This window comes from Actinomadura opuntiae (assembly GCF_030283205.1).
Lineage (GTDB): Bacteria > Actinomycetota > Actinomycetes > Streptosporangiales > Streptosporangiaceae > Spirillospora.
Genome location: NZ_JASNWF010000006.1, coordinates 219,582 through 241,581 on the forward strand (window position 1 = coordinate 219,582; position 22,000 = coordinate 241,581).

Genomic DNA, 22,000 nt, shown 5'->3' on the forward strand with positions numbered 1-22,000 from the left:
CCGTGGCGCGCGGCGACCGCCAGGCCGTGGGGCTGGGCTTGGCGGCCGCCGCGTGCGGGATCGTGGCCGTGACGACGGCGGTCATGGGGCACCGGGGCCCGGCGCCGCAGGCGCCCGCCGCGCCGCGCACCTGGGCGCCGCCGCAGGCGCAGCGCGCGGAACAGGCCCTCGCGCTCCCGGCGGCGCCGCCGATGCGGATCGCGATCCCGGCGCTCGGCGTCCACGCCCCGGTGGCCCGCGCCGGCCTGCGCCCGGACGGGACGCTGCAACCGCCGCGGCCCCCGCACCAGGACCGTCCCGCCTGGTACACCGGCTCGGTGACGCCCGGCGAGGCGGGCACCGCCGTCATCGAGGGGCATCTGGACTCGTACGCGGGGCCGTCGGTGTTCTTCCGGCTCGGGCGGCTTCGTCCCGGCCAGGACGTGCGGGTGCGGCGCTCGGACGGGACGACCGCGGTGTTCACCGTCGACGCCGTCCGCCGGTTCGCCAAGGACGGCTTCCCGACGCGCGCGGTCTACACCGACACGCCGGGGCCGTCCCTGCGGCTCATCACCTGCGGCGGCGCGTTCGACACCGCCACCCGGCACTACCGCGACAACACGGTCGCCTTCGCGCACCTCACCGCCGTCGCCCGCACGCCCGTCAGTGCTTGCGGCCGGGCAGGTTCTCGTACATGTCGGTGAGCTTCTGCCGGAAGCCGCGCTCGGCGATGCCGAACTTCTGCGGGTCCTTGATGCCGGCCTTGACGGCCTTCTTGGCCTGGTCGCTCATGATGTGCGGCGGGATCGGGGCGATCTCGTTGTCCACCACGAACTCCAGCACGACCGGGCGGTCGCTGGACAGCGCCTGCTTCCAGGCGTCGGTGACCTTCTTCGGCTCGTCGCAGTAGATGCCCTTCAGCCCCGCCAGCTCGGCGTACTTGGCGTAGGGGAAGTCGGGGATCGTCTGCGAGCCCGGGTACTTCGGGTCGCCGCCCATCGCGCGCTGCTCCCAGGTGACCTGGTTGAGGTCCTGGTTGTTGAACACGGCGAAGATGAGCGGCGGGGAGCCGGCGAGCCGGTCGGCGTACCGCTTGACGGTGAGCATCTCGTTCATGCCGTTCATCTGGAACGCGCCGTCCCCGACGAAGCAGATCACCGGGCGGTCCGGGTAGGCGAACCGCGCCGCGATCGCGTACGGGACGCCGGGCCCCATCGTCGCGAGCGTCCCGGACAGCGAGGCCTTCATGCCGTCGCGGAGCTTGATGTGCCGGGCCCACCAGTTGGTGGCCGAGCCGGAGTCGGCGGTGAGGATCGTGCCGTCGGGCAGCAGCGGCGACAGCTCGTGCGCGACCGCCTGCGGATTGATCTTCCCGCCGAAGCTCTGCTTCGCCCGCTTGTCCATCACCGTGTTCCAGGTGCGGACGTTCTCCTCGATCTCGTCCCGCCAGGACCGGTCCTTCTTGCGCTTCAGGAGCGGGATCAGCTCCCTCAGGGTCTCCTTGGCGTCCCCGACGACGTGCGCGTCCATCGGGTAGCGGATGCCGATCATCCGGCCGTCGATGTCGATCTCGACGCCCTTGCAGCTGCCCTCGTCCGGCAGCCACTCGGCGTAGGGGAAGCTCGAACCGATCATGAACAGCACGTCGCAGTTCATCATCATCTCGTCGCTGGCCTTGGAGCCGAGCAGCCCGATCGGGCCGGTGACGAACGGCAGGTCGTCCGGGACGACCTCGCGGCCGAGCAGCGCCTTGGCGATGCCGGCGCCGAGCAGCTCGGCGGTCTCGATGACCTCCGCCTCGGCGTCGGCCGCGCCCTGCCCGATCAGCATCGCGACCTTCTTGCCCCCGTTGAGGATGTCGGCCGCCTTGCGCAGCTCCTCCTTGTTGGGCAGGACCCGCGGCTGGCTCCAGCCGACGCTGGAGTAGACCGAGCCGTGCTCCTTCGGCGGCGACGGGACGGCGTCGCTCTCCTGGACGTCCTCCGGGATGATGATCGTCGCCACGCCGCGGGTGGTGAGCGCGGTCTTGAACGCGCGGTCGATGATGTGCCGCATCTGCCCCGGGTCCATGCAGATCTGCACGAACTCCGACACGTCGGAGAACAGGTTCTCCAGCGCGACTTCCTGCTGGTAGTGGGTGCCCTGGGACTGCCGCTTCTGCTGCCCGATGATCGCGACGACGGGCTGGTGGTCCAGCTTGGCGTCGTACAGGCCGTTCAGCAGGTGGATGGCGCCGGGGCCGGACGTGGCGATGCACACCCCGACCTCGCCGGTGAACTTGGCATGGGCGCAGGCCATGAAGGCGGCCATCTCCTCGTGCCGCGTCTGGATGAACTCCGGATGCCCCTTGGCGCGGTCGAACGCGCCGAGCATTCCGTTGATCCCGTCGCCCGGGTAGCCGAAGACCCGGTCGATGCTCCATTCGCGCAGCCGCTCGAGCACGTAGTCGGCTACCTGCTGCCCCATGATCTCTCCAGTTCCGGTCGATGCGCGTGTACGTCCTAACGCCGTGTGCGTCCTAACGCCACGTCCCCGAGGGAGGCCATGGCAAACAGGGACCGCGCTCCGGAGGGCCGGATCGTTTCGCCGCCGCTTCCAGCGGTACTTAGAGGCGGACGAAAGGGGGAGCGGCCGATGAGCACGGGAAGCGGGATCCCGGTCGACGGCATCGCGGTCCACGCGTTCGAGCTGCCGACGGACGGCCCGGACGGCGCCGAGGAGGACGGCACCCTGCGCTGGGACTCGACGACCATGGTGCTGGTCGAGGCGAGCGCGGGCGGGCGGACCGGGATCGGCTACACCTACGGCAGCACGGCCGTGGCGACGCTCATCGAGTCCGAGTTCGCCTCCCTGGTGAAGGGCGCGGACGCGCTCGCCCCGGCCGCCGCCTGGCACCGGATGTTCGCCGCGATCCGCAACGCCGGCCGCCCCGGCGTCGGGTCCATGGCGGTGTCGGCGGTCGACGTCGCGCTGTGGGACCTGAAGGCCCGGCTGCTGGACCGGCCGCTGTACCAGGTGCTGCCGAGCTTCCACGACCGCGTCCCGGTGTACGGCAGCGGCGGCTTCACCAACTACCCGCTCGACCGGCTCACCGGGCAGCTCGCCGGCTGGGTGGAGCAGGGCATCCCGCGCGTCAAGCTCAAGATCTCCCGCTCCCCGCAGGACGACCCGCGCCGGCTCACCGCCGTCCGCGAGGCGATCGGCCCAGGCCCGGAACTGTACGTCGACTCCAACGGCGCGCTGACCCGCAAGGACGCCCTGTACTGGGCGCGCCGGCTGGCCGAGGAGTGGGACGTGCGCTGGTTCGAGGAGCCGGTCAGCTCCGACGACACCGAGGGGCTGCGGCTCGTCCGCGAGCAGGGGCCGGGACGGCTCGAGGTCGCCGCCGGCGAGTACGGGTTCGTGCTGAAGGACTTCGCGGACCTGCTGGACGGCCCGTCCGTCGACTGCCTGCAGGCCGACGTCACCCGCTGCGGCGGCATCACGGGGTTGCTGCAGGTCGCGGGCCTGTCGGCGGCCCGGCAGATCGGGCTGTCGGCGCACTGCGCCCCGGCGGTGTCGGCGCACGCGTTCTGCGCCGTCGAGCGGCTGCGCCATCTGGAGTACTTCCACGACCACGTGCGCTTCGAGCACCTGGTCTTCGACGGGACGCTCAGCCCGGAGGACGGCGCGCTCCGGCCCGCGGCCGACCGTCCCGGCCTCGGCCTCGAGGTCAAGTGGACGGACGCCGCCAAGTACCGCGTCCACGGCACCTGACCCCGCCCGCCTGCACGATGCTGGACGGTCGGTTGTCCGAGGCGAGCGGGACCGTCAGAACGGCGGGCCGCCCTGCGTCGACGCCCACACCCACACGTAGAGGATGAAGCCGGTCGCGATCAGTCCCAGCAGCATGGGCCACCTGGGGCCCGCCGCACTCCGCCTGCGCCTGGCGTTCACGCCCACCACCCCGTTCCGTCCGGCCGAAGGCCCTGTCGCCGCATCAATGACGGCTTCTCCGCGGAGATCGGGTCTATGCCCTGGGACGGGCAAACTCGGCGTCACGCGGCGGCGTGCCGCGCCCTATACCTGGCGGGGGTCGGCGGCGGGAGCGTTGCGGGCGGCCGTGTCGAGGCGGTGCTCGCGCTGCGGCTCCCAGCCGTGCGCCTCCAGCGCGCGCAGGAACGCCTCCACCATCACCGGGTCGAAGTGGGTGCCGGCGCTGCGGCGCAGCTCCTGCTTGGCGTCGGCGACCGGGATCGGGCCCTTGTAGGGGCGGGCCGAGGTCATCACGTCGAACGCGTCGGCCACGCCGATCACCCGGGCGAACTCGGGGATCTCGTCGCCGACCAGGCCCATCGGGTAGCCGCGGCCGTCCATCTTCTCGTGGTGGTGCAGGATCCCGGCGAGCGCCTCGTCCAGGAACCCGATCTCCCGGACGATCTCCAGCCCGCGCATCGGGTGCAGCTGGACGGCCGCGAACTCCTCGTCGGTGAGGCGGTCCTCCTTGCGGAGGATCTTCGTCGGGACCCCGATCTTGCCGATGTCGTGCAGCATGCCCGCGTACCGGATGGCCTCGACCCGTTCGGGGCGCATCCCGATCTGGCGGGCGATCATCACCGCGCCGCGCGACACCCGCTCGGAGTGCCCGCGGGTGGCCGGGTCCTTGGTCTCGACGGCCTGGCACAGCGCGGCGAGCGTCGCGTCGTAGGCGCGCCGCTGCCCGAACGTCTGCTCCAGCGCCCACCGCGCGACGAACAGCGGCAGCAGCACCAGCACCGCGACCAGCGGGCCGAGGTCGGCCCACAGGCCCGCGATCAGCAGCCCGTACATGCCGTACCCGACGCACACCCCGGCGAGCTGGCCGCTGTCGCGGGCCATCTCGCCGAGGTCGGACTCGCCGCTGAGCAGCAGCGCCCCCGACATCAGGACGAGGTTGACCAGCACGAACGTCAGCAGCGCGCCGACGAACGGGCCGAGCACGTCCCACACCCAGCCGGCCCGCCCGGGCTCGAAGCGGGCGCCGCCGAGCGCGCCGAACACCGCGCCGGCGGCGTACCCGCCGACCGCGAACTGCGCGCCGTTGAACAGCCGCTTGACCAGGGCGACCCTGCGCTGCCCGGTGGCCACCGCGCTCAGCCCGACCAGGGCGGCTCCGACCGGGCCGAGCAGCACCACCGACGCCAGGCTCACCGCGAAGCCCAGCGACATCCGGGCCCGCTCGACGGTCAGCCGGGCGGGCAGCGAGTCGCACATGACGAACAGGGCGACCAGCGCCACCAGGACCTGCGGGTCGACGCTCCCGGGGGACGACGCGCCGATGAGAACCGCCGCCAGGGCGACGACGCAACAGACGTAGAGCCAGGCGGCGCGGGGCAGTCCAGGCATGCCGTCCCCCGGGGAGTCGGACTCGCGATCACTGTACGTGGTCGCTCGATCACCAAAAGCATACGCCACCTTGGCCGCGACGTGGGGGGATCCGTGCCGTCGCGCGGTGAACGCCCTCACACCCGGATTCGGCCGGGGGATGACACGTTCCCGGCAAACGGGGTAATGCCCGGATGCGGCCCCGGTCGCCGGGGCATGTATTACTACGTTGGCAGTAGTAGGTCGATCGGGGCGAGGCCCGGGCCTCGTCCCGCAGGAGGCTGATGTCGTGATCGGGGCGGGCGAGCGCCGGAACGTCCTGCGGCGCGCGGTGCGATGGGGCGGCAGGACGGCCGTGCGGATGCTGTCCGCACTGCTGGAGCCGCTGGCGCTGCTGGTGCTGCGGCCGGCGAACCGGCGGCGGGCGCGGCGTGCGCCCGCCGCGACGGCCCGGAAGGTCGTCTTCCTGGTGCAGCACGCGTACGGGGCGGGCGGCACGGTCCGCACCGTGCTCAACACCGCCGGGCAGCTGGCCCGGCAGCGCGAGGTCGAGGTCGTCGGGCTGATCCGGGAGCTGCGCCGGCCGACCTTCCCGATCCCCGACGGGGTCCGGCTGTCCTGCCTGGACGACCGGGTCGAGCCGCCCGGCGGCGCGCTCGGCCTGGCCCGCCGGGTACTGTCGCGGCTGCCGAGCCTGCTCGTCCCGATCGGCGAGCCGTCCTACCGGCGCTGCTCGCTCTGGACCGACCTGCTGCTCATCCGGTTCCTGCGCTCGCTGCGCACCGGCCTGCTGATCACCACGCGGCCGGGCCTGAACCTCGCGGCGGCGGTGTTCGCGCCGCCGGAGGTCCGCACCGTCGGGCAGGAGCACATGAACCTCGGCAGCCACCGGCCGGACGTGCGCGACCGCGTGCTGCGCCGCTACGGCCGGCTCGACGCGGTCGTCACGCTGACCGCGGCCGACCTGGCCGGCTACCGCCGCGAGCTGCCGGACGCGCGGCGGCTGGTGTGCATCCCGAACGCGCTGCCGGAGCTGGACGGCGGGCCCGCCGACCCCGCCGCGACCACGGTGCTGGCCGCCGGGCGGCTCGTCCGGCAGAAGGGCTTCGACCTGCTGCTGGACGCCTGGGAGCGGGTCGCGGCGGAGCATCCCGGCTGGACGCTGCGGATCTACGGCGGCGGGCCGTGGCGGCAGCGGCTGCAACGCCGGATCGACCGGCGGGGGCTGTCGTCCAGCGCGTTCCTGATGGGCCGGACGGACGACATCGGCACCGCGATGTCCGAGGCGTCGATCTTCGTGCTGAGCTCCCGGTACGAGGGGCTGCCGCTGGTGCTGCTGGAGGCGATGAGCAAGGGCCTCGGCGTGGTGTCGTTCGACTGCCCGACCGGCCCGCGCGAGCTGCTCACCGACGGCGTCGACGGCCTGCTGGTCAAGGGCGGGGACGTGGCGGCGCTGGCGGGGGCGATCGGCCGGCTGATCGACGACCTGCCGCTGCGCGCCCGGCTCGGGGAGCAGGCCGTTGGGGCGATGGCCCGCTACTCGCCGGAGGCGGTCGGCGCCGAATGGGACGCGCTGCTCGACGATCTGGTGCGGCCCGCTCCCGCGCGGCGACCCGCGCGGCGCCGCGTCCCGGAGAAGGAGGCCGGGCTCCTGTGACGGGCTAGGCGGACGGGCCGCGGGGGTCGCCGCCGAGCAGGCGCAGCAGGACGTCCTCGTCCTCCGGCGACAGCTCGCCGACGAAGCGCGCGAGGACGTCGGCGCGCTGGTCCTCCTCGCCGAGGAGCCGCCGCATCTGCACCGCCCTGCGGCCCGCCTCGTCGCGCAGGAACGAGTACGCGTAGCCGCGGCCGGCCCGTTCGCGTTCGGCCAGGCCCTTCTCGTGCAGCCGCGCCAGCACGGTCATCACCGTGGTGTAGGCCAGCGGCCGGGCCAGCCGTTCGCCGACCTCGCGCGGGGTGAGCGGCTCAGCGGTCTGCTCCAGGACCGCGAGGACCTCCGCCTCCAGATCGCCCTTGGCGCGCCGGTCGCCTGCGGGCCTGGGCATGGGCGGATCCCTCCGGACGGAACGCGACGGCGGTGGCACGGTCCACCCAAACCTACCCCGTCGGCAGCAGCGCGAGGCGTTCGAAACCGGGCGTCCACCAGCGGGTCCGGTCGGGTGCGACGGCGAACGCCTCGACGCCGGGACGCGCCGCCGCCCAGCCGCGCGCGGCGTCGCCCATGACGAACGCGGCGGTGGCGAGCGCGTCGACCTCGGTGAGGTGCCGGCCGACGAGGGTGAGGGACGCCAGCGCGGTGGCGGGCCGCCCGGTGCGGGGGTCGGTGATGTGGTGGCCGCGTTCGGCGATGCCGGACGTCGCCACGGCGAGGTCGGTCCCCGCCACCACGGCGGCCAGCGCGGCCGGGTCCGCCGGGTCGGCGAGCCCGATCCGCCACGGCTCGCCGGGTGCGGCCTCGCCGCGCGCTTGGACGTCACCGCCGCCGTTCACGCAGTGGTCGCGGGCGCCCGCGTCGTGCAGGATCGTGGACGCCCGCTCGATCGCCCAGCCCTTCACCAGCCCGCTCGGGTCGAGCCGCCCGGCCGGCGCCGCGCTGAACGCCCCGCCCGTGGCCCGCTCCGTCTCCTCGCACAGGGCAAGCACCTCGGCGACCTCCGGGTCGCACTCGCCGAGGCCGATCTCGCGGCGCGCGAGGCGGCTGACCTGGCTGTCGGCGCGGTAGGTGGAGAAGACGCGGTCCACGCGGTGCAGCCACGCGACGGCCTGCGCGAGCGCCACGGTGATCTCCGGGGTGCGGGGGGAGCGGATGTCGAAGGAGAACACCGTCCCCATGACGTGCTCGACGTGGTGCACGGACGCGGCATGGTCACGCATGGGCGGCGTCCAACGCGCTCTGCAGGGACTGGATGTAGCCCTCGCTGGTGTAGGTGGCGCCGGAGACCGAGTCGATGCGCGCGCTGCCCGCCGCGAGCGCCTCCTGGGTGAGCTGCGGCACGGCGAACTGGTTGATCTCCCGGTCGCGGGGGTTCTCCGTCGGCACCTGCAGCACCTTGACCGCGGTGAGCTTGCCGTTCGCCATCGTGATCTCGACCTGCACGGGACCCCAGCGGGTGTCGATCACGTCGCCCTTGTAGGTGCCGCCCGCCTTCCCGGCTGCCGTGGTCGTGGACGACGGCGCCGGGGCCGGTGTCCCGGTCGTCTGCGGTGCCGCGGCCGCCGCCTTCGCAGTCGTGCTGTGGTGCGGCTTGAACGACAGCAGCAGGACGATGCCCGCCACGGTCGAACCGGTGGTGATCAAGGCTCTGCGCACGGAACGGCCCCTCAGAACTCGAACGATTCGTGACGGATATGGCGGCGCCGCACGCCCGCCTGCTTCAGCGCCGCGAGCGCGGCGCCGGTCATCCCGGGCGGCCCGCACAGGTACACGTCCCGGTGCCCGATGTCGGGCACCAGGCCGCGCAGGGCCTGCCCGGTGAGCGGCAGCGAATAGCCGGCCGGCTCGCTCACGAAGTAGTGCACGCGGGCGCCCCGCGCGGCGGCGATCGCGTCCAGCTCGTCGCGCAACGCCAGGTCCTCCGGGCGGCGCGCCTTGTAGAGCAGGACGACGTCGCCGGGCAGCGTCTCGAACAGCGTCCGCAGCGGCGTGATGCCGACGCCGCCCGCCAGCAGCAGCGCGCGGTCGTGGTGCGGGCGCGTCCCGGTGAACCCGCCGTACGGGCCCTCCGCCCACACCCGGGTGCCGGGACGCAGCCGGAAAAGCGCCGCGCTGTGGTCGCCTGCGGCCTTCACGGTGATCCGCATCCGGCCGTCCCGGACGGGCTCCGACAGCGAGTACGGGTTCGCCGCCCACCACAGGCCGGGCGCGAGGAACCGCCAGCGGAAGAACTGGCCGGGACGCGCGCGCAGCTCGTCCAGGTGCCGGCCCGTCATGTAGATCGACACGACGCCGGGCGCCTCGGCGTGGACGGCGGCGACCCGCAGGTCGTGCCGCAGCCCCCGCACGACCGGCATCACGAACCGGAACCACACCAGCACCACCGCGACGCCGCCGTACAGCGCGTACCAGGCGGCCTTCGCCCAGGGGGTGCCGGCGAACTGGGCGCCGTCGGCCAGCGCGTGCCAGAACGCGAGGTAGATCGCCAGGTAGGTGGCGAAGTGCAGGTAGTACCAGGTCTCGTAGCGCAGCCGGCGGCGCGCGGCCCGCGCCGAGGTGATCCCGACGCCGAGCAGCAGCAGGAACCCGAGCGTCCCCTTGATCATTTCCGGGTAGTCGAAGACGATCGTGGCCGTCTGGTGCACCACGTCGGTGCGCGCCGTCACCGCGTAGCCCCAGATGATCAGCAGCGCGTGCGCGCAGGCGAGGCAGACGGTGTACCGGCCGCCCATCGCGTGCCAGCGCGCCAGCCGGTCGGTCCCGACGCCGCGCTCCAGCGCCGGGATCCGCGCCATCAGCGCGAGCAGCACGGCGCAGCCGTAGCCCGCCATCAGCCCGGTGACGCGGCCCGCCTCGGTCAGCCAGCCGTCCAGGCCGGTGACCGACCGGGTGCCGTGCCACCACAGCAGCAGCACGGCCGCCGCGCCCGCGTAGATCAGCACCTGCGGCCACGAGGAGGGGGCGCGCCATGCCGGGCGCGGGGCCGGCGGGGCGATCCGCCCGATGTCATGCCTGGTCGTGGTCATGCCGGTCACCCTGCCAACGCAATTTCTGAGGTTCTTCTGATTCCTGGGGGAACAGGGGCACTGAGAGGTTTCTCTGAGGAAACGCAGAGGTTGGGGAGGGAGGCTGGGCCGCATCATGAGCACTCCCGAACCCGCGGGCGCCGGACTGCGCCGGGCCGACGGGACGCCCGTCCGCGTCCTGGTCGTCGACGACGAACCCGATCTCGCCGAGGTGCTGTCGCGCGTGCTGGCGTCCGAGGGCTGGTCGGTGCGCACCGCCGGCGACGGCGCGGGCGCGCTCGCCGCGGCCCGCGAGTTCCACCCGGACGCCGTCGTCCTGGACGTGATGCTGCCCGACCTCGGCGGCCTGGAGGTGCTGAAGCGGCTGCGCGCCGCCGCCCCCGACGTCTGCGTGCTCTTCCTCACCGCGCGGGACGCCGTCGAGGACCGCATCGCCGGGATCACCGCCGGCGGCGACGACTACGTCACCAAGCCGTTCAGCCTGGAGGAGGTCCTCGCCCGGCTGCGCGGCCTGCTGCGCCGCGCCGGGATGACCCGCCAGTCGGGCACGGCCGGGCTGCTGACCGTCGGCGGCCTGGCCATGGACGAGGAGGCCCGCGAGGTCACCCGGGACGGCGAGCTCGTCGAGCTGACCCCGACCGAGTTCGAGCTGCTGCGGTTCCTGATGCGCAACCCGCGCCGGGTGCTGTCCAAGGCGCAGATCCTCGACCGCGTCTGGGACTACGACTTCGGCGGCCAGGCGCACGTGGTCGAGCTGTACATCAGCTACCTGCGCAAGAAGATCGACGCGGGCCGGACGCCGATGATCCACACCGTCCGGGGCGTCGGGTACGTGCTGAAGCCGCCGGGGCTCTCGTGAGGGTGCCGCGCGTCCGGACGCTGCGGGCCCGGCTGACGGCGGGGCTGGTCGTCCTGCTGGCGCTGAGCTGCCTGGCGGTCGGCGTCGCCACCACCGCCGCGCTCGACCGGTTCCTGGTCGGCCGGATCGACGAGCAGCTCGCGGCGACCGGCGGGCACTTCCCGGCCAGCCTGGAACACGAGCGCCGCCCCGACGCCGACAACCGGCCCGACTCGCGCGGGCAGGCGTCCGGGACGTGCGGCGCGCGGCTGTTCCAGGGGCAGGTCACCCGGGCCGCGGTCGTGCGCGGCCCGAACGTCGAAGGGGTGCCGCTGAGCACCGGCGACGCCCGCGCACTGGCGGCGCTGCCGCCGGACGGCGAGGGCCATGACGTGGAGCTGTCGGCGCTCGGCGACTACCGGATGGCGGCGGTCCGCGGCGACGACGGCGACGTGCTGGTCACCGGCCTGCCGCTGCGGCCGGTCGAGGAGACCGTGCACCGGCTGGAACGGGTGGAGCTCATCGTGTTCGCCGCGGTGCTGATCGCGGCCGGGATCGCGGCGGCGGCGTGGGTGCGGCTCGCGCTGCGGCCGCTGCGCCGCGTCGCCGCCACGGCGTCCCGCGTGACGGAGCTGCCGCTGGCCAGCGGCGAGGTCGCGATGCCCGACCGCGTCCCCGACACCGATCCCGGCACCGAGGTCGGACGGGTCGGCGCCGCGCTGAACCGGATGCTCGGGCACGTGGAGGGCGCGCTCGCCCGCCGGCACGCGAGCGAGGAGCGGCTGCGCCGGTTCGCCGCGGACGCCAGCCACGAGCTGCGCACCCCGGTCGCGGCGATCCGGGGCCACGCCGAGCTGGCGCTGCGCACCCGCGACGGCGTCCCCTCGGACGTGCGGCACGCGCTCGGCCGGATCGAGGCCGAGTCGGTCCGGATGACCGAGCTGGTCGACGACCTGCTGCTGCTCGCCCGGCTGGACGCGGGGCGCCCGCTGGAGTCCGAGCCGGTCGACCTGACCCGGCTCGTCCTGGACGCCACGAGCGACGCCCGCGCCGCCGGCCCGGACCACCGCTGGGAGATGGTGCTGCCCGAGGAGCCGGTCACGGTCACGGGGGACGGCCGCCGGCTGCACCAGCTGCTGGCCAACCTGCTGGCCAACGCCCGCACCCACACCCCGCCCGGCACGCACGTCACCGTCCGGCTCACCCGGCGGGACGCCGCCGTGGTGCTGGAGGTGGAGGACGACGGGCCGGGCGTCCCGGCGGAGATCCGCGACGAGATCTTCGACCGGTTCGTGCGGGCCGGCCACGGCCGCTCCCGCGCGGCCGGCGGGACCGGCCTCGGGCTGGCGATCGTCCAGGCGGTCGCCGCCGCGCACGCCGGCCGGGCCGAGCTGGCCGGCCGCTCGACGTTCCGCATCACCCTGCCGGGCGCCTGATCAGGCTCCGGTGTTGCAGATGTCGCCGTCGGCGTGGATCTCGCCCTGCAGCGTCGGGATGCCCGCCTTCTTCTTCTCCTTCACCGCGGTGAAGGAGGTGCCGAGGACGAGGTTGACCACCCCCGGCCCGGCCTTGGGGTACAGCGCCTTCCTCGCGCCCGGGACCACGGCGGCGAGCGCGGCGGCCTGCTGCTGGGAGCCCTGCGCGTAGTACACGCCCGTCGTCCGCCGGGTGCTCATGGTCTCCGTGCCGACGATCTTGAAGCCCTGCCCCGTGAGCTGCTTGGCGACCTTCGCCGCGGTGCTCGCCCGGCCGGTGGCGTTGTAGAGCCGCACGTTCACCGGCCCCGCGGTCTTCTTCGCCGCGGCCTCGAGGGACTGGTCCTGCCGGACGGCGGTGAAGAACCGGCCGGCGTCGGGCTGGAGCAGCGCCACCCGGTTCGGGTCGGGCGCGTAGGCGGCCACCGGGACGGTGACGAAGTCCAGCCTGCCGGCGGTGAGGCCGTGCATGCTCCGCGCGATCTTCACCATGGTGCCGAGGTCGAGGCCCTCGTCGGTGGTCAGCGACTTGGTGCCGGCCTCGGCCAGGTCGTAGACCTTCTTCGGGTCGGTCAGCGTCCCGGCGCTGAGGACCTTGTTCGCCAGCGACCCCATGAACTGCTGCTGCCGCTTGATCCGCTGCAGGTCGGACTCGTCGCCGAGGCCGTGCCGGTCGCGGACGTAGGCCAGCGCCGTCTCGCCCTGGATGGTGTGCTTGCCCCTGGCCAGGTGCAGCTTGGAGTCCTTGTCGTTCACGTCCTGCGGCAGGCAGACCTCCACGCCGCCGACCGCCTCGGTGACGGCCTTGAAGCTGGTGAAGTCGACCTGCATGAAGTGGTCGATCTTGATGTGGGTCAGGTTCTCGATCGTCTTGACCGTGCAGGACGCGCCGCCGTTGGTGAACGAGCTGTTGATCATCCCGACCGCCGCGGCGGGCGAGCTGGTGCCGTCGGTGCGCCGGCAGGCCGGGATCGGCACCATCAGGTCGCGCGGGAAGCTCATGCCCATCGCCTGCTTCCCGCCCGGCGACAGGTGCAGCAGGATCATCGTGTCCGACCGGGGCGGGTCGTTCTTCATGCCGCGCCCGTACTTGGCGTTGGCGCCGGCGCGGCTGTCGGTGCCGAGCATCAGGATGTTCAGCGCGCTGTTCAGCTTCGGCGGGCGGTTGCCGCCGATCAGCTTGTCGGTGTCCTCGTGGTCGATGTTGTGCTGGAGCTGCCAGTAGAACCCGTAGCCGGCGGCGCCGGCGAGGACGACCAGCACGGCGGTGGCGATCGCGACCCACTTCAGCACCCGCCGGCCGCGCCTGCGGGGCGGCGCCGGATCGGGGTCGGGTTCCACCTCGTCCGCGTAGTCAAGGTACGTCGGGTTGCTGCTCATCGGCTCCAGCGACTCCGTCTGAATCGTGAGCACCGGTCAGCGGCCACCGCGCTCAATCGAACTCTGTCAAACACGTGACTCAGACGACAGTATCCTCTACCCTCACCGCCCACGGAACGATGCTCACGAGGTCGGCTGGAACCACTCCGCTGCGTCACCGGCCCGGATCGGCCCCGGACGCTCTTCGCGGGCGGGCCGGTCAGTCGTCGAGCAGGCCGTCGCGGTGCGCCTCGCGGTACAGCGCGATCCGGTTGGACGCGTCGCGGCCCGCCCTGGCGTACTTCTCCCGGGCCCGCTCCAGGTACTGCTTGACGGTGTGCTCGCTGATGCCCATCTGGCGGGCGACGGCGGCGCGGGTGAGGCCGCCGAGCCACAGCCGCATCGTCCGCAGCTCCTGCTCGGAGAACTGCGGGCGGCAGGGCGCGGTCCCCGGCTCGGGCGGCGCCGGGGCCCGGGCGGCCGGGGCGTCGCCGGCCGCCGCGAGGATGGCGTCGACGAGCCGGCGCCGGCCCTCCGCGGACTCCTTGCGCACGAACGCGCGGGCGCCCGCCAGCTCGGCGCGGCGGGCGAGGCCGGCCTCGGCGAGCTGGGAGAACACGACGATGCGGTGGCCGGCCGCGGCGAGCTCGGCGATCCGCTCGAACGCCGCCTCGCCGCCGATCCGCGGGTCGATGACCAGCACGTCGGGGGCGAGCGCCGGGTCCAGGCCGTCGATGGTGGCGGCGGTGTCGACGATCTCGACGGGGCGCGGGTCGCCGTCGATCCAGGCGCGGACGCCGGACAGCACCACATCGTGGTCGTCGACGACGGCGACGGTGACGCGGCGGGTGGGAGCCATCGGGGTGCGGGTTCGACCTTTGCTCGGACGGGGGGCGTGGCGGCAGGGACTGGCGACAGGGGCGTGGCGGCGGGGGCGGGCCGGCGGGAGCGTGCTCGTTCGAGGGCGTGCGTCAGGGCGGTCTGCTCGGCGGGGGGCGACAACCCCTCGATCTTACTGAGAGAGACCGTTCCGTCATAGAGAGTTTCCTTTGGCTCCTCGGTGACGCCCGCTACCTCGCGCAGGGCGGAGGCCATGACCCCCGAACGACCGTCATGACAGACATCCCGACTCTGCGCAAACTGAGCTGTACTGCCGATGCAGCCGTACGGACGCAGGGGGGAGCCACATGGACGGGGTCGGTCTCAAGGTGCTCGGGCCGCTGGAGGCCGTGGTGGACGGACGGCGGGTGGAGCTGCCGAAGGGCGGCCAGCGGGTGCTGCTCGCCGCGCTGGCGCTGAACGCGGGGCAGGTCGTCCCGGTCGAGCACCTGTTGGACCACATGTGGGGCGACCGGCTGCCCGACCGGCCGCGCGGGGCGCTGTACTCCTGCGTCTCCCGGCTGCGGCAGTGGCTCGATCGGCACTCGCCCGGGTCCGCGGAGCTGCTGACCACCTCGTCCGGCGGCTACGTGCTGGAGCTCGGGCCCGGCCGGCTGGACCTGCTGCGCTTCCGCGCGCTGACGCGCGAGGCCGCCGCGGCCGGGGAGCGGGGCGACCTTGCCGCCCAGTCGGCGGTCCTGCGGGAGGCGCTGGCGCTGTGGCGCGGGCCGGTGCTGGCGAACGTGCGGTCCGACACGCTCCAGCAGACCGAGGTGCCGAGGCTGACCGAGGAGTACCTGCGGGCGGTGGAGCGGCGCTGCGAGGTCGGGCTGGAGCTCGGGGAGCACGACGGCATGGTGGGGGAGCTGCGGGCGCTGACCGACCGGTACCCGTTCCGGGAGCGGTTCTGGTGGCAGCTGATGCTGGCGCTGTCGCGGTCGGGCCGCCGCGTCGAGGCGCTCGCGGCGTACCGGAAGGTCAGCTCTCAGCTGCGCGACGAGTTCGGCGTCGATCCCGATCTCGAACTGCGCCGCCTGCAGATGGCGATCCTCCGCGACGACCATTCGGTCCTTTCGCTGTGACCCTTCAGTATTCGATTGTTTCGGCGAGCATCGTCTTGGCCAGCAGTTCGTAGGAGCGCAGGCGCTCGTCGTAGTCGTGGACGAGCGTCAGCACCATGAGTTCATCGGCCTCCGTCCGCGCGAGCAGATCGTTCAGGCGCTCCCGGACGGTTTCCGGATCGCCGATCACGTGATGGGCCATGTGCTCGCGCAGCATCGCCTCCTCATCGGCCGTCCAGTGGATTTTCGCGGCGTCTTCCGGTGTGACGTTCGGCGCGTTCCGCGTGCCCTTCAGAGATTGGTCGACGATCACTCTGGACGGCCCGGCGAGCCATTCGGCGTGCGCGGCGGAATCGGCGACGATGACCGACGCGGCGAGCAGCGTGCGCGGCTCGGGGAACGCCGCGGACGGCCGGAACGCGTCACGGTAGGCGCGCAGCGCGGCTTCGGCGTTGAGCGGGCGGATGTGGTGCGCGAACGCGAACGGCAGCCCCAGCTCGCCGGCGAACCGGCCGTTGTCGACGCTGGAGCCGAGCAGCCACACGTCCGGCGCGCCGCCCGCCGCCGGGACCGCGACGACCGGGTCGCCGGGCCGCGGCGACAGCAGCGCGACCAGCTCGCGGACCTGGTCCCGGTAGGCCTGCGACCCGGGCGGGCTGCTGACCCGGCGCAGCGCCTTCGCCGTGGTCATGTCGGTGCCGGGGGAGCGGCCGACGCCGAGGTCGATGCGGCCGGGGCTGAGCGCCTCCAGCGTCCCGAACTGCTCGGCGACGACCAGCGGCGGATGGTTGGGCAGCATGACGCCGCCGGAGCCGACCCTGATCCGGGACGTGGCGGCGGCGATGTGCGCGACGAGCACCGGCGGGGCGCAACTGGCGATGAACGGGGCGTTGTGGTGCTCGGCGACCCAGTACCGGTGGTACCCCATCCGCTCGGCCTCCGGCGCGGTCCGCAGCGACTCGCGCAGCGCCCGCGACGGCGACGATCCCTGCCACACGGGCGCGGTGTCGAGAATGGAAACAAGGGTCATCGCCGGCTCCTTCGATCGTTTCTCCTGCCCCGCAGATACTCCCGCCGCCGACCGGGGAGCTCAATACCGCGCGGTCCTGCTGAAAGGCAACTGCAAGGTAAGTGAAATGACGGCCCTCCTAATGTGGTAGTGCAACGGGGAGGCCCATCCGGGGCCGCCCCGGTTCGCAAGGAGGGTGTTTTCATGCAGCAGAAGGTCGCGGCTTACGAGCCGCCCGCGCTGATGGAGGTCGGCGGCTTCGCCGAGCTGACCCTCGGCCGGCCGAGCTGGGGCTTCGAGAACGACTGGTCGTGCGTCATGCTCTGCTGACGCCTGCGCGGTCTGTCAGCTCGCAATGGCCGTGCCGGCGCCGGTTCAGCCCGGCGCCGGCACGACTGGTGAAAGGGAAAAGGGCAATGGTGGAGTTCCGCGTTCTTCCGGACGCCGCCGTCGCGGCTGCCGCGGCCGGGCCCCCGGCGGCGACCGGGCCCCCGGCGGCGCGGCGGCTGGCGCACGCGTCGGGCCGCCCCTGGATCGTCGGGCGCTGGGACGACGGGAGCGTCGTGCACGCCGCCGCCGGGCGCAGCCGCGTCGCGCTCTTCGGCCCCGCCGACACGACCCGCGACGAGTTGGAGCGCGTCCTCTCCCGCGTCCGCTCGGTGCGCGACCTGGACGCGCTGTGCGGGCGGCTCGCGGGCAGCTTCCATCTGGTCGCGTCGATCGACGGGCACGTCCGCGTGCAGGGCAGCGTCTCCACCGCGCGACAGGTCTTCCACACCTCGTTCGGCGGAGTGACGGTCGCGGCCGACTCGCCGATGTCCCTGCCGGGCGATCACCGGGTGGACGACGAACTGCTCGCGGCCCGGCTCGTCGCACCGTGGGCGCCATGGCCGATCAGCGAGACGCCGCTGTGGACGGGCGTCGAGGCGGTCCCGGCCGGGTGCTACCTCGACGTCGGCCCGGACGGGCGGGGCCGCCCGGTCCGGTGGTGGACGCCGCCGGAACCGCACCTGCCGCTGGCAGACGGGGCGCGCCGCGTCCGGCACGCGCTGCGCGACGCCGTCGCCGTCCGGGCCCGGGACGTCAAGACGGTCAGCGCCGACCTGTCCGGCGGGATGGACTCCACCAGCCTGTGCTTCCTGGCCGCCGACGAGGCGGACCGGCTCGTCACGACCCGCTGGGAGGCCGTCGACCGCGCCGACGAGGACCGGCACTGGGCGCGGCTCGCCGCCGAGGAGCTGCCGTCCGCCGAGCATCTGGTGCTGGCCCGCGACACCGCCCCGACCTGGTTCGACGGGATCGCCGAGCCCGATCCGGAGCCCGACGTCGAGGGTCCGTTAGCGTGGATCCGGACGCGGGCCCGGCTGACGCACATGGCCCGCCGCGTCGCCGCCGCCGGTTCCGCCTCCCACCTGACCGGGCACGGCGGCGACGAACTGTTCCTCGGCAACCCGCTCAACCTGCACACGCTGCTGCGGACGCGGCGTGGCCGCGCCGTCCGGCACCTGCGCGCGTACCGGGCGATGTACCGGTGGCCGCTGCTCCCGGCGGTGCGGGCGCTGCTGAACCGCGACACGTTCGGGGAGTGGCTCGCGGCGTCGGCCGGGGCGCTCACCGATCCGGTCCGCGAGGTCGGCGGCGCGCCCGCGTTCGGCTGGGGGATCGCCTACCGGTTGCCGCCCTGGGCGTCCGGCGACGCCGCCGACGCCGCGCGCACGCTGTTCCGGCGGGTCGGGGCGTCGGGCGTCGAACCGCTCGCGCCGCTGCGCGGGCAGCACGCCGCGCTCCAGGACGCCCGGCTCTGCGGCGACACGATCCGCCGCGTCGACCGCCTCACCTCCCGCGAGGGGGTGGCCTGGCACGCCCCGTTCGTCGACGACCGGGTCATCGAGGCCGCGCTCGCCATCCGGCTCCAGGACACCACGATGCCCGACCGCTACAAGCCCGCCCTGTCGACCGCGATGGCCGGCATCGTCCCCGCGCGGATCCTCGGACGGGCCACGAAGTCGGAGTACAGCGCGGAGGCGTACGAGAGCCTTCGCCGGCACCGCGCCGCGCTGCTCGGCCTGTGCGGCGACGACATGCGGCTGGCGGGCCGCGGCCTCGTCGACGCCGCCGCGCTGCGCGCCACGCTGGAGACGCTGCCGCCCTCGTCCCTGACCCTGATGCCGCTGATCAGCACGTTCGCCTGCGAGACCTGGCTGCGCGCCGTCGAGCGCCGGCCGGTCCCCGCCCGATGAACCGGAGGCCCGAGATGCCCGTGACTCCCGGGGCGTCGCTGTCGCCCCACGTGACGATGACCGAGACCGAGCACGGCACGGTGCTGCTGGACGAGCGCACCGGCCGCTACTGGGCGCTGAACGCGACCGGCACCACCGTGATCCGGCTGCTGCTGGACGGCGGCACCGTCGACGACGCGGTCCGCGAGCTGCGGGAACGGCACCCGGACCAGGCCGAGCGGGTCACCGCGGACGTGGGCGCGTTCGTCCGGGCGCTGCGCGACGCCGAGGTGATGGCGCCGTGACGATCCCGGTCGCGCTGGAACCGTCCGTCCGGCTGACGCGGCGGCGCCGGATCGGAGCGCACGCCGCGGTGGGCGCCGCCCGGCTGATCGCGAAGCTGCCGCCGCGCCGGCTGCGCCGCGTCCTGTGCCTGCTGCGGCGCGGCGCGCGGCCCGCGTCGGGCGGGCAGGCGCTCGCGGCGCGGCAGGCGGTGGTGACGGTGAGCGTGCAGTGCGCCGGGCAGGGCTGCCTGCAGCGCTCGCTCGCGACGGTGCTGCTGTGCCGGGCGGCCGGGACGTGGCCGGACTGGTGCACCGGCGTCCGCATGGAGCCGTTCCGCGCGCACGCGTGGGTCGAGGCCGACGGCGAGCCGGTGGGCGAGCGCGCCGAGGTGCTGGCGTTCGCCAAGACGATGGTGGTCGCGGCGCCCGGCAGCGCGCAGGCGGACCGATGACGGGCCTGGTCCTGCTCGGCTGCCGGGCGCTGATCCTGACCGTGTTCGCCGCCGCGTTCGCCGGGAAGGCGCGCAGCGCGTCCCGGTTCCGCGGGTTCGCCGGGTCGATCCGGCAGCTGGCGATCCTGCCGGAGCGGGCGGCCGTCCCGGCGGGCACGCTGGTCGTCGCGGGGGAGGGGACGGCCGTGGTGCTGCTGGCGCTGCCGCCGGCGGCCCGCGCCGGGTTCGCGCTGGCGTCCGCGCTGCTCGTGCTGTTCATCGGCATCGCCGTCCGCGCCGTGCACGGCGGGGTGTTCGCCGAGTGCCGCTGCTTCGGCTCGAAGGGGTCGGTGATGGGGCAGGCGATGATCGTCCGGAACCTGCTGCTGCTCGCGGCCGCGCTGCCCGGCGCCGTCGCGGGCGCGCCCGTCCCTGCGAGGCGTCCCGTCGAGGCGGCCGTGGCGGTCGCGGCCGGTGCCCTAGCGGCGTGGGGGTTCACCCGCTGGTACGACCGGCTGGTGTCGGCGCTGATGAAGCGGCTGCTCGCACCCGCCCGGAACCCGGGATGACCGGGATGGGGGAGTACGCGATCGAGGCCGCCGGCGTCGGGAAGTGGTTCGGGCCGGTGCGGGCGCTGGACGGGGTGACGATCGCCGCGCCGCCCGGCACGGTCCTCGGGCTGCTCGGGCACAACGGCGCCGGCAAGACCACGCTGATCAACGTGCTCGCCACGCTGTGCCGGCCGTCCGAGGGCACGGCCCGCGTCGCCGGGTACGACGTCGTCCGCCAGGGCCGCGAGGTCCGCCGCCGCATCGCGCTGACCGGGCAGTTCGCAGCCGTCGACGAGCAGATCTCCGGCCGCGACAACCTCGTGCTGGTCGCCCGGCTGCGCGGCGCCGGACGGCGCGAGGCCCTGCGCCGCGCCGCCGAGCTGCTGGAGACGTTCGACCTGGCCGGCGCGGCCGACCGCCCGGTGCGCGGCTACTCCGGCGGGATGCGGCGCCGCCTCGACCTGGCGGCGGGCATGACGGGCCGCCCCGAGGTGCTGTTCCTCGACGAGCCCACCACCGGCCTGGACCCCGCCGCACGCCTCGCCACCTGGACGGTCGTCGAGGAACTCGTCCGCGGCGGGACGACCGTCGTGCTCAGCACCCAGTACCTCGACGAGGCGGACCGCCTCGCCGACACCATCGCCGTGCTCGCCGACGGCCGCGTCGTCGCCACCGGCGCGCCCGCCGACCTCAAGGCCCGCGTCGGCGGCCGCACCGCCGCCGCGCGGCTCCCCGGACCGGCCGCCGTGCGCACCGCCGCCCGGGCGCTGCGGACCGAGGGCCTCGGCCCCGAGTACGACCCGCGCCGCGGCGTCCTCGCCGTCCCGCTGACCGGCCCGCGCGACCTCGCGATCGTCGCGCGGACGCTCGACGCGCAGGTCGCCGGCGATTACGAGCTGACGGTGACGGCCCCGACCCTCGACGACGTGTACCTGTCGCTGACCGGCCCGGCCGCCGCCCGCGCGGAGGCCGGGCGGGCGGAGGCGCCATGACGGTCTCGGACGAGCTGGCGGACGCGCCCACCGGAACGGGCGCCCCGCCGCCCGCCCCGCAGGACGCCGGGATCGCGACGCAGCTGCGCGTCCTCACCGGGCGGTCGCTGCGCGCGCTCGTCCTCGACCCGCGGCTCGTCGTCGCCAGCCTGCTCGGCCCGCTGCTGATGCTGGGCACGTTCAGCCAGCTGTTCGGCAGCGTCGCGCGGGCGCCCGGCTTCCCGGCCGGGGTCCGCTACGTCGACTTCCTCGTTCCGGCGATCATGGTGACGTCGGCGATGCAGGCGGCGCTGAACACCGCGGTCGGGCTCACCCAGGAGATGCGCGGCGGGATCATCGCCCGGTTCCGCTCGATGCCGATCTGGCCGGGCTCGGTGCTGCTGGCCCGCAGCGCCGCCGACACCGTCCGCTGCGCCCTCCAGCAGGTGCTGCTGGTCGTCCTCGCGGCGGCGCTGCTGGGGTTCCGGCCGGCGGGCGGGCCGCTCGGCGCGCTCGGCGCCGCCGCGCTCGCGCTCGCGGTCGGCTGCTGCCTCGGCTGGATCTTCATCGCCATCGCCTGCTGGATCCGCAACACCGAGCTGGTGCAGAGCGTCGCGGGCCTGGCGACGTTCCCGCTGATCTTCGCGTCGACCGCGTTCGTCCCGGCCGCCGCCCTGCCGGGCTGGCTGCGCGCGGTCGTCCGCGCCAACCCCGCCACCTACGGGATCCGGGCGGCCCGCGCCCTCGCGCTCGGCGGTCCCGCGCTCGCCGACGCGGTCACCGCGCTGGCGGTCAGCGCGGCCGTCGGCACCGTCGCCGCCGCCGTCGCGATCAAGGGGTTCCAGCGCCGCACCTGACGCCCGGCGGGGTGCATAGAGTGCGTTACGTGGGGGAGAAGAGAGGCGTCCCTTCGGATGGACG

General features: G+C 74.2%; 23 protein-coding genes. 13 read left to right on the forward strand and 10 right to left on the reverse strand.

Translation table 11 applies throughout. The annotated features are described in order from the left end of the window. Positions 1 to 2: 2 nt before the first annotated feature. Entirely contained in the window at positions 3 to 683 is a 681-nt protein-coding gene (locus QP089_RS14815; protein ID WP_285912158.1) for a class F sortase, read from the forward strand. Here QP089_RS14815 and QP089_RS14820 read toward each other — a convergent pair. Beyond that, a complete protein-coding gene (locus QP089_RS14820) occupies positions 643 to 2,445 on the reverse strand; it encodes a thiamine pyrophosphate-requiring protein (protein WP_285912159.1) in 1,803 nt (600 codons plus the stop codon). The genes QP089_RS14815 and QP089_RS14820 overlap by 41 nt on opposite strands. Before the next feature lie 168 nt (positions 2,446 to 2,613). Here QP089_RS14820 and QP089_RS14825 point away from each other — a divergent pair, with 168 nt between their 5' ends. Continuing rightward, positions 2,614 to 3,735 carry an enolase C-terminal domain-like protein gene (locus QP089_RS14825; RefSeq protein ID WP_285912160.1) on the forward strand — a complete coding sequence of 374 codons (1,122 nt, stop codon included), beginning with the start codon at positions 2,614 to 2,616 and terminating at the stop codon, positions 3,733 to 3,735. A gap of 54 nt (positions 3,736 to 3,789) precedes the next feature. Here the strand turns inward: QP089_RS14825 and QP089_RS14830 are convergent, their stop codons facing one another. Both QP089_RS14830 and QP089_RS14835 read right to left on the reverse strand, forming a co-directional pair. Then, positions 3,790 to 3,915 carry a hypothetical protein gene (locus tag QP089_RS14830; RefSeq protein WP_285912161.1) on the reverse strand — a complete coding sequence of 42 codons (126 nt, stop codon included), beginning with the start codon at positions 3,913 to 3,915 and terminating at the stop codon, positions 3,790 to 3,792. A gap of 123 nt (positions 3,916 to 4,038) precedes the next feature. Beyond that, positions 4,039 to 5,343 carry an HD-GYP domain-containing protein gene (locus tag QP089_RS14835; RefSeq protein WP_285912162.1) on the reverse strand — a complete coding sequence of 435 codons (1,305 nt, stop codon included), beginning with the start codon at positions 5,341 to 5,343 and terminating at the stop codon, positions 4,039 to 4,041. Between the two features lie 268 nt (positions 5,344 to 5,611). Here QP089_RS14835 and QP089_RS14840 point away from each other — a divergent pair, with 268 nt between their 5' ends. Beyond that, complete coding sequence (locus tag QP089_RS14840) at positions 5,612 to 6,979, forward strand: glycosyltransferase family 4 protein (RefSeq protein ID WP_285912163.1); 1,368 nt, start codon at positions 5,612 to 5,614, stop codon at positions 6,977 to 6,979. A 4-nt stretch (positions 6,980 to 6,983) separates the two neighbouring features. Here the strand turns inward: QP089_RS14840 and QP089_RS14845 are convergent, their stop codons facing one another. From QP089_RS14845 to QP089_RS14860, 4 genes are read right to left on the reverse strand one after another with little or no spacing between them, the layout of a single operon-like run. Further along, the gene (locus QP089_RS14845; protein WP_285912164.1) at positions 6,984 to 7,367 is read right to left on the reverse strand and encodes a BlaI/MecI/CopY family transcriptional regulator; all 384 of its coding nucleotides are present in this window, start codon (positions 7,365 to 7,367) and stop codon (positions 6,984 to 6,986) included. 52 nt (positions 7,368 to 7,419) lie between these two features. Continuing rightward, positions 7,420 to 8,196 (reverse strand): FAD:protein FMN transferase, encoded by a 777-nt coding sequence (locus QP089_RS14850; protein ID WP_285912165.1) that lies wholly within the window; start codon positions 8,194 to 8,196, stop codon positions 7,420 to 7,422. Then, the gene (locus QP089_RS14855) at positions 8,189 to 8,632 is read right to left on the reverse strand and encodes an FMN-binding protein (RefSeq protein WP_285912166.1); all 444 of its coding nucleotides are present in this window, start codon (positions 8,630 to 8,632) and stop codon (positions 8,189 to 8,191) included. The genes QP089_RS14850 and QP089_RS14855 overlap by 8 nt, the downstream gene beginning before the upstream one ends. 11 nt (positions 8,633 to 8,643) lie before the next feature. Next, a complete protein-coding gene (locus QP089_RS14860) occupies positions 8,644 to 10,002 on the reverse strand; it encodes a ferredoxin reductase family protein (protein ID WP_285912167.1) in 1,359 nt (452 codons plus the stop codon). A 115-nt stretch (positions 10,003 to 10,117) separates the two neighbouring features. Here QP089_RS14860 and QP089_RS14865 point away from each other — a divergent pair, with 115 nt between their 5' ends. Next, complete coding sequence (locus QP089_RS14865; RefSeq protein ID WP_285912168.1) at positions 10,118 to 10,861, forward strand: response regulator transcription factor; 744 nt, start codon at positions 10,118 to 10,120, stop codon at positions 10,859 to 10,861. Next, positions 10,858 to 12,276, forward strand: a complete 1,419-nt coding sequence (locus QP089_RS14870; protein WP_285912169.1) for a sensor histidine kinase — start codon at positions 10,858 to 10,860, stop codon at positions 12,274 to 12,276. The genes QP089_RS14865 and QP089_RS14870 overlap by 4 nt, the downstream gene beginning before the upstream one ends. Here QP089_RS14870 and QP089_RS14875 read toward each other — a convergent pair whose 3' ends face one another. Then, positions 12,277 to 13,728, reverse strand: coding sequence for an LCP family protein (locus QP089_RS14875; protein WP_285912170.1), 1,452 nt, complete (start codon positions 13,726 to 13,728; stop codon positions 12,277 to 12,279). A 166-nt stretch (positions 13,729 to 13,894) separates the two neighbouring features. Beyond that, the gene (locus QP089_RS14880) at positions 13,895 to 14,533 is read right to left on the reverse strand and encodes a response regulator transcription factor (protein WP_285912171.1); all 639 of its coding nucleotides are present in this window, start codon (positions 14,531 to 14,533) and stop codon (positions 13,895 to 13,897) included. A 328-nt stretch (positions 14,534 to 14,861) separates the two neighbouring features. Between QP089_RS14880 and QP089_RS14885 the strand changes: the two genes are divergently transcribed. After that, on the forward strand, positions 14,862 to 15,635 hold the full coding sequence (locus tag QP089_RS14885; protein WP_285912172.1) for an AfsR/SARP family transcriptional regulator: 774 nt from the start codon (positions 14,862 to 14,864) through the stop codon (positions 15,633 to 15,635). Positions 15,636 to 15,639: 4 nt separating this feature from the next. Here the strand turns inward: QP089_RS14885 and QP089_RS14890 are convergent, their stop codons facing one another. Then, on the reverse strand, positions 15,640 to 16,644 hold the full coding sequence (locus QP089_RS14890) for an LLM class flavin-dependent oxidoreductase (protein ID WP_285912173.1): 1,005 nt from the start codon (positions 16,642 to 16,644) through the stop codon (positions 15,640 to 15,642). Between the two features lie 183 nt (positions 16,645 to 16,827). Between QP089_RS14890 and QP089_RS14895 the strand changes: the two genes are divergently transcribed. The 7 genes from QP089_RS14895 (at position 16,828) to QP089_RS14925 (ending at position 21,936) form a co-directional block, all read left to right on the forward strand. After that, positions 16,828 to 16,953: a lasso RiPP family leader peptide-containing protein gene (locus QP089_RS14895; protein ID WP_151544399.1), complete on the forward strand. Its 126-nt coding sequence runs from the start codon at positions 16,828 to 16,830 to the stop codon at positions 16,951 to 16,953. Positions 16,954 to 17,039: 86 nt separating this feature from the next. Beyond that, entirely contained in the window at positions 17,040 to 18,863 is a 1,824-nt protein-coding gene (locus QP089_RS14900; RefSeq protein WP_285912174.1) for an asparagine synthase-related protein, read from the forward strand. Between the two features lie 14 nt (positions 18,864 to 18,877). After that, positions 18,878 to 19,147 carry a lasso peptide biosynthesis PqqD family chaperone gene (locus QP089_RS14905; RefSeq protein ID WP_285912175.1) on the forward strand — a complete coding sequence of 90 codons (270 nt, stop codon included), beginning with the start codon at positions 18,878 to 18,880 and terminating at the stop codon, positions 19,145 to 19,147. Continuing rightward, complete coding sequence (locus QP089_RS14910) at positions 19,144 to 19,578, forward strand: lasso peptide biosynthesis B2 protein (protein ID WP_285912176.1); 435 nt, start codon at positions 19,144 to 19,146, stop codon at positions 19,576 to 19,578. Before QP089_RS14905 ends, QP089_RS14910 begins: the two co-directional genes overlap by 4 nt. Continuing rightward, positions 19,575 to 20,126 (forward strand): MauE/DoxX family redox-associated membrane protein, encoded by a 552-nt coding sequence (locus tag QP089_RS14915; protein ID WP_285912177.1) that lies wholly within the window; start codon positions 19,575 to 19,577, stop codon positions 20,124 to 20,126. The genes QP089_RS14910 and QP089_RS14915 overlap by 4 nt, the downstream gene beginning before the upstream one ends. After that, positions 20,123 to 21,100, forward strand: a complete 978-nt coding sequence (locus tag QP089_RS14920; RefSeq protein WP_353070586.1) for an ATP-binding cassette domain-containing protein — start codon at positions 20,123 to 20,125, stop codon at positions 21,098 to 21,100. Before QP089_RS14915 ends, QP089_RS14920 begins: the two co-directional genes overlap by 4 nt. Further along, complete coding sequence (locus QP089_RS14925; RefSeq protein WP_285912178.1) at positions 21,097 to 21,936, forward strand: ABC transporter permease; 840 nt, start codon at positions 21,097 to 21,099, stop codon at positions 21,934 to 21,936. Before QP089_RS14920 ends, QP089_RS14925 begins: the two co-directional genes overlap by 4 nt. Positions 21,937 to 22,000 lie beyond the last annotated feature (64 nt).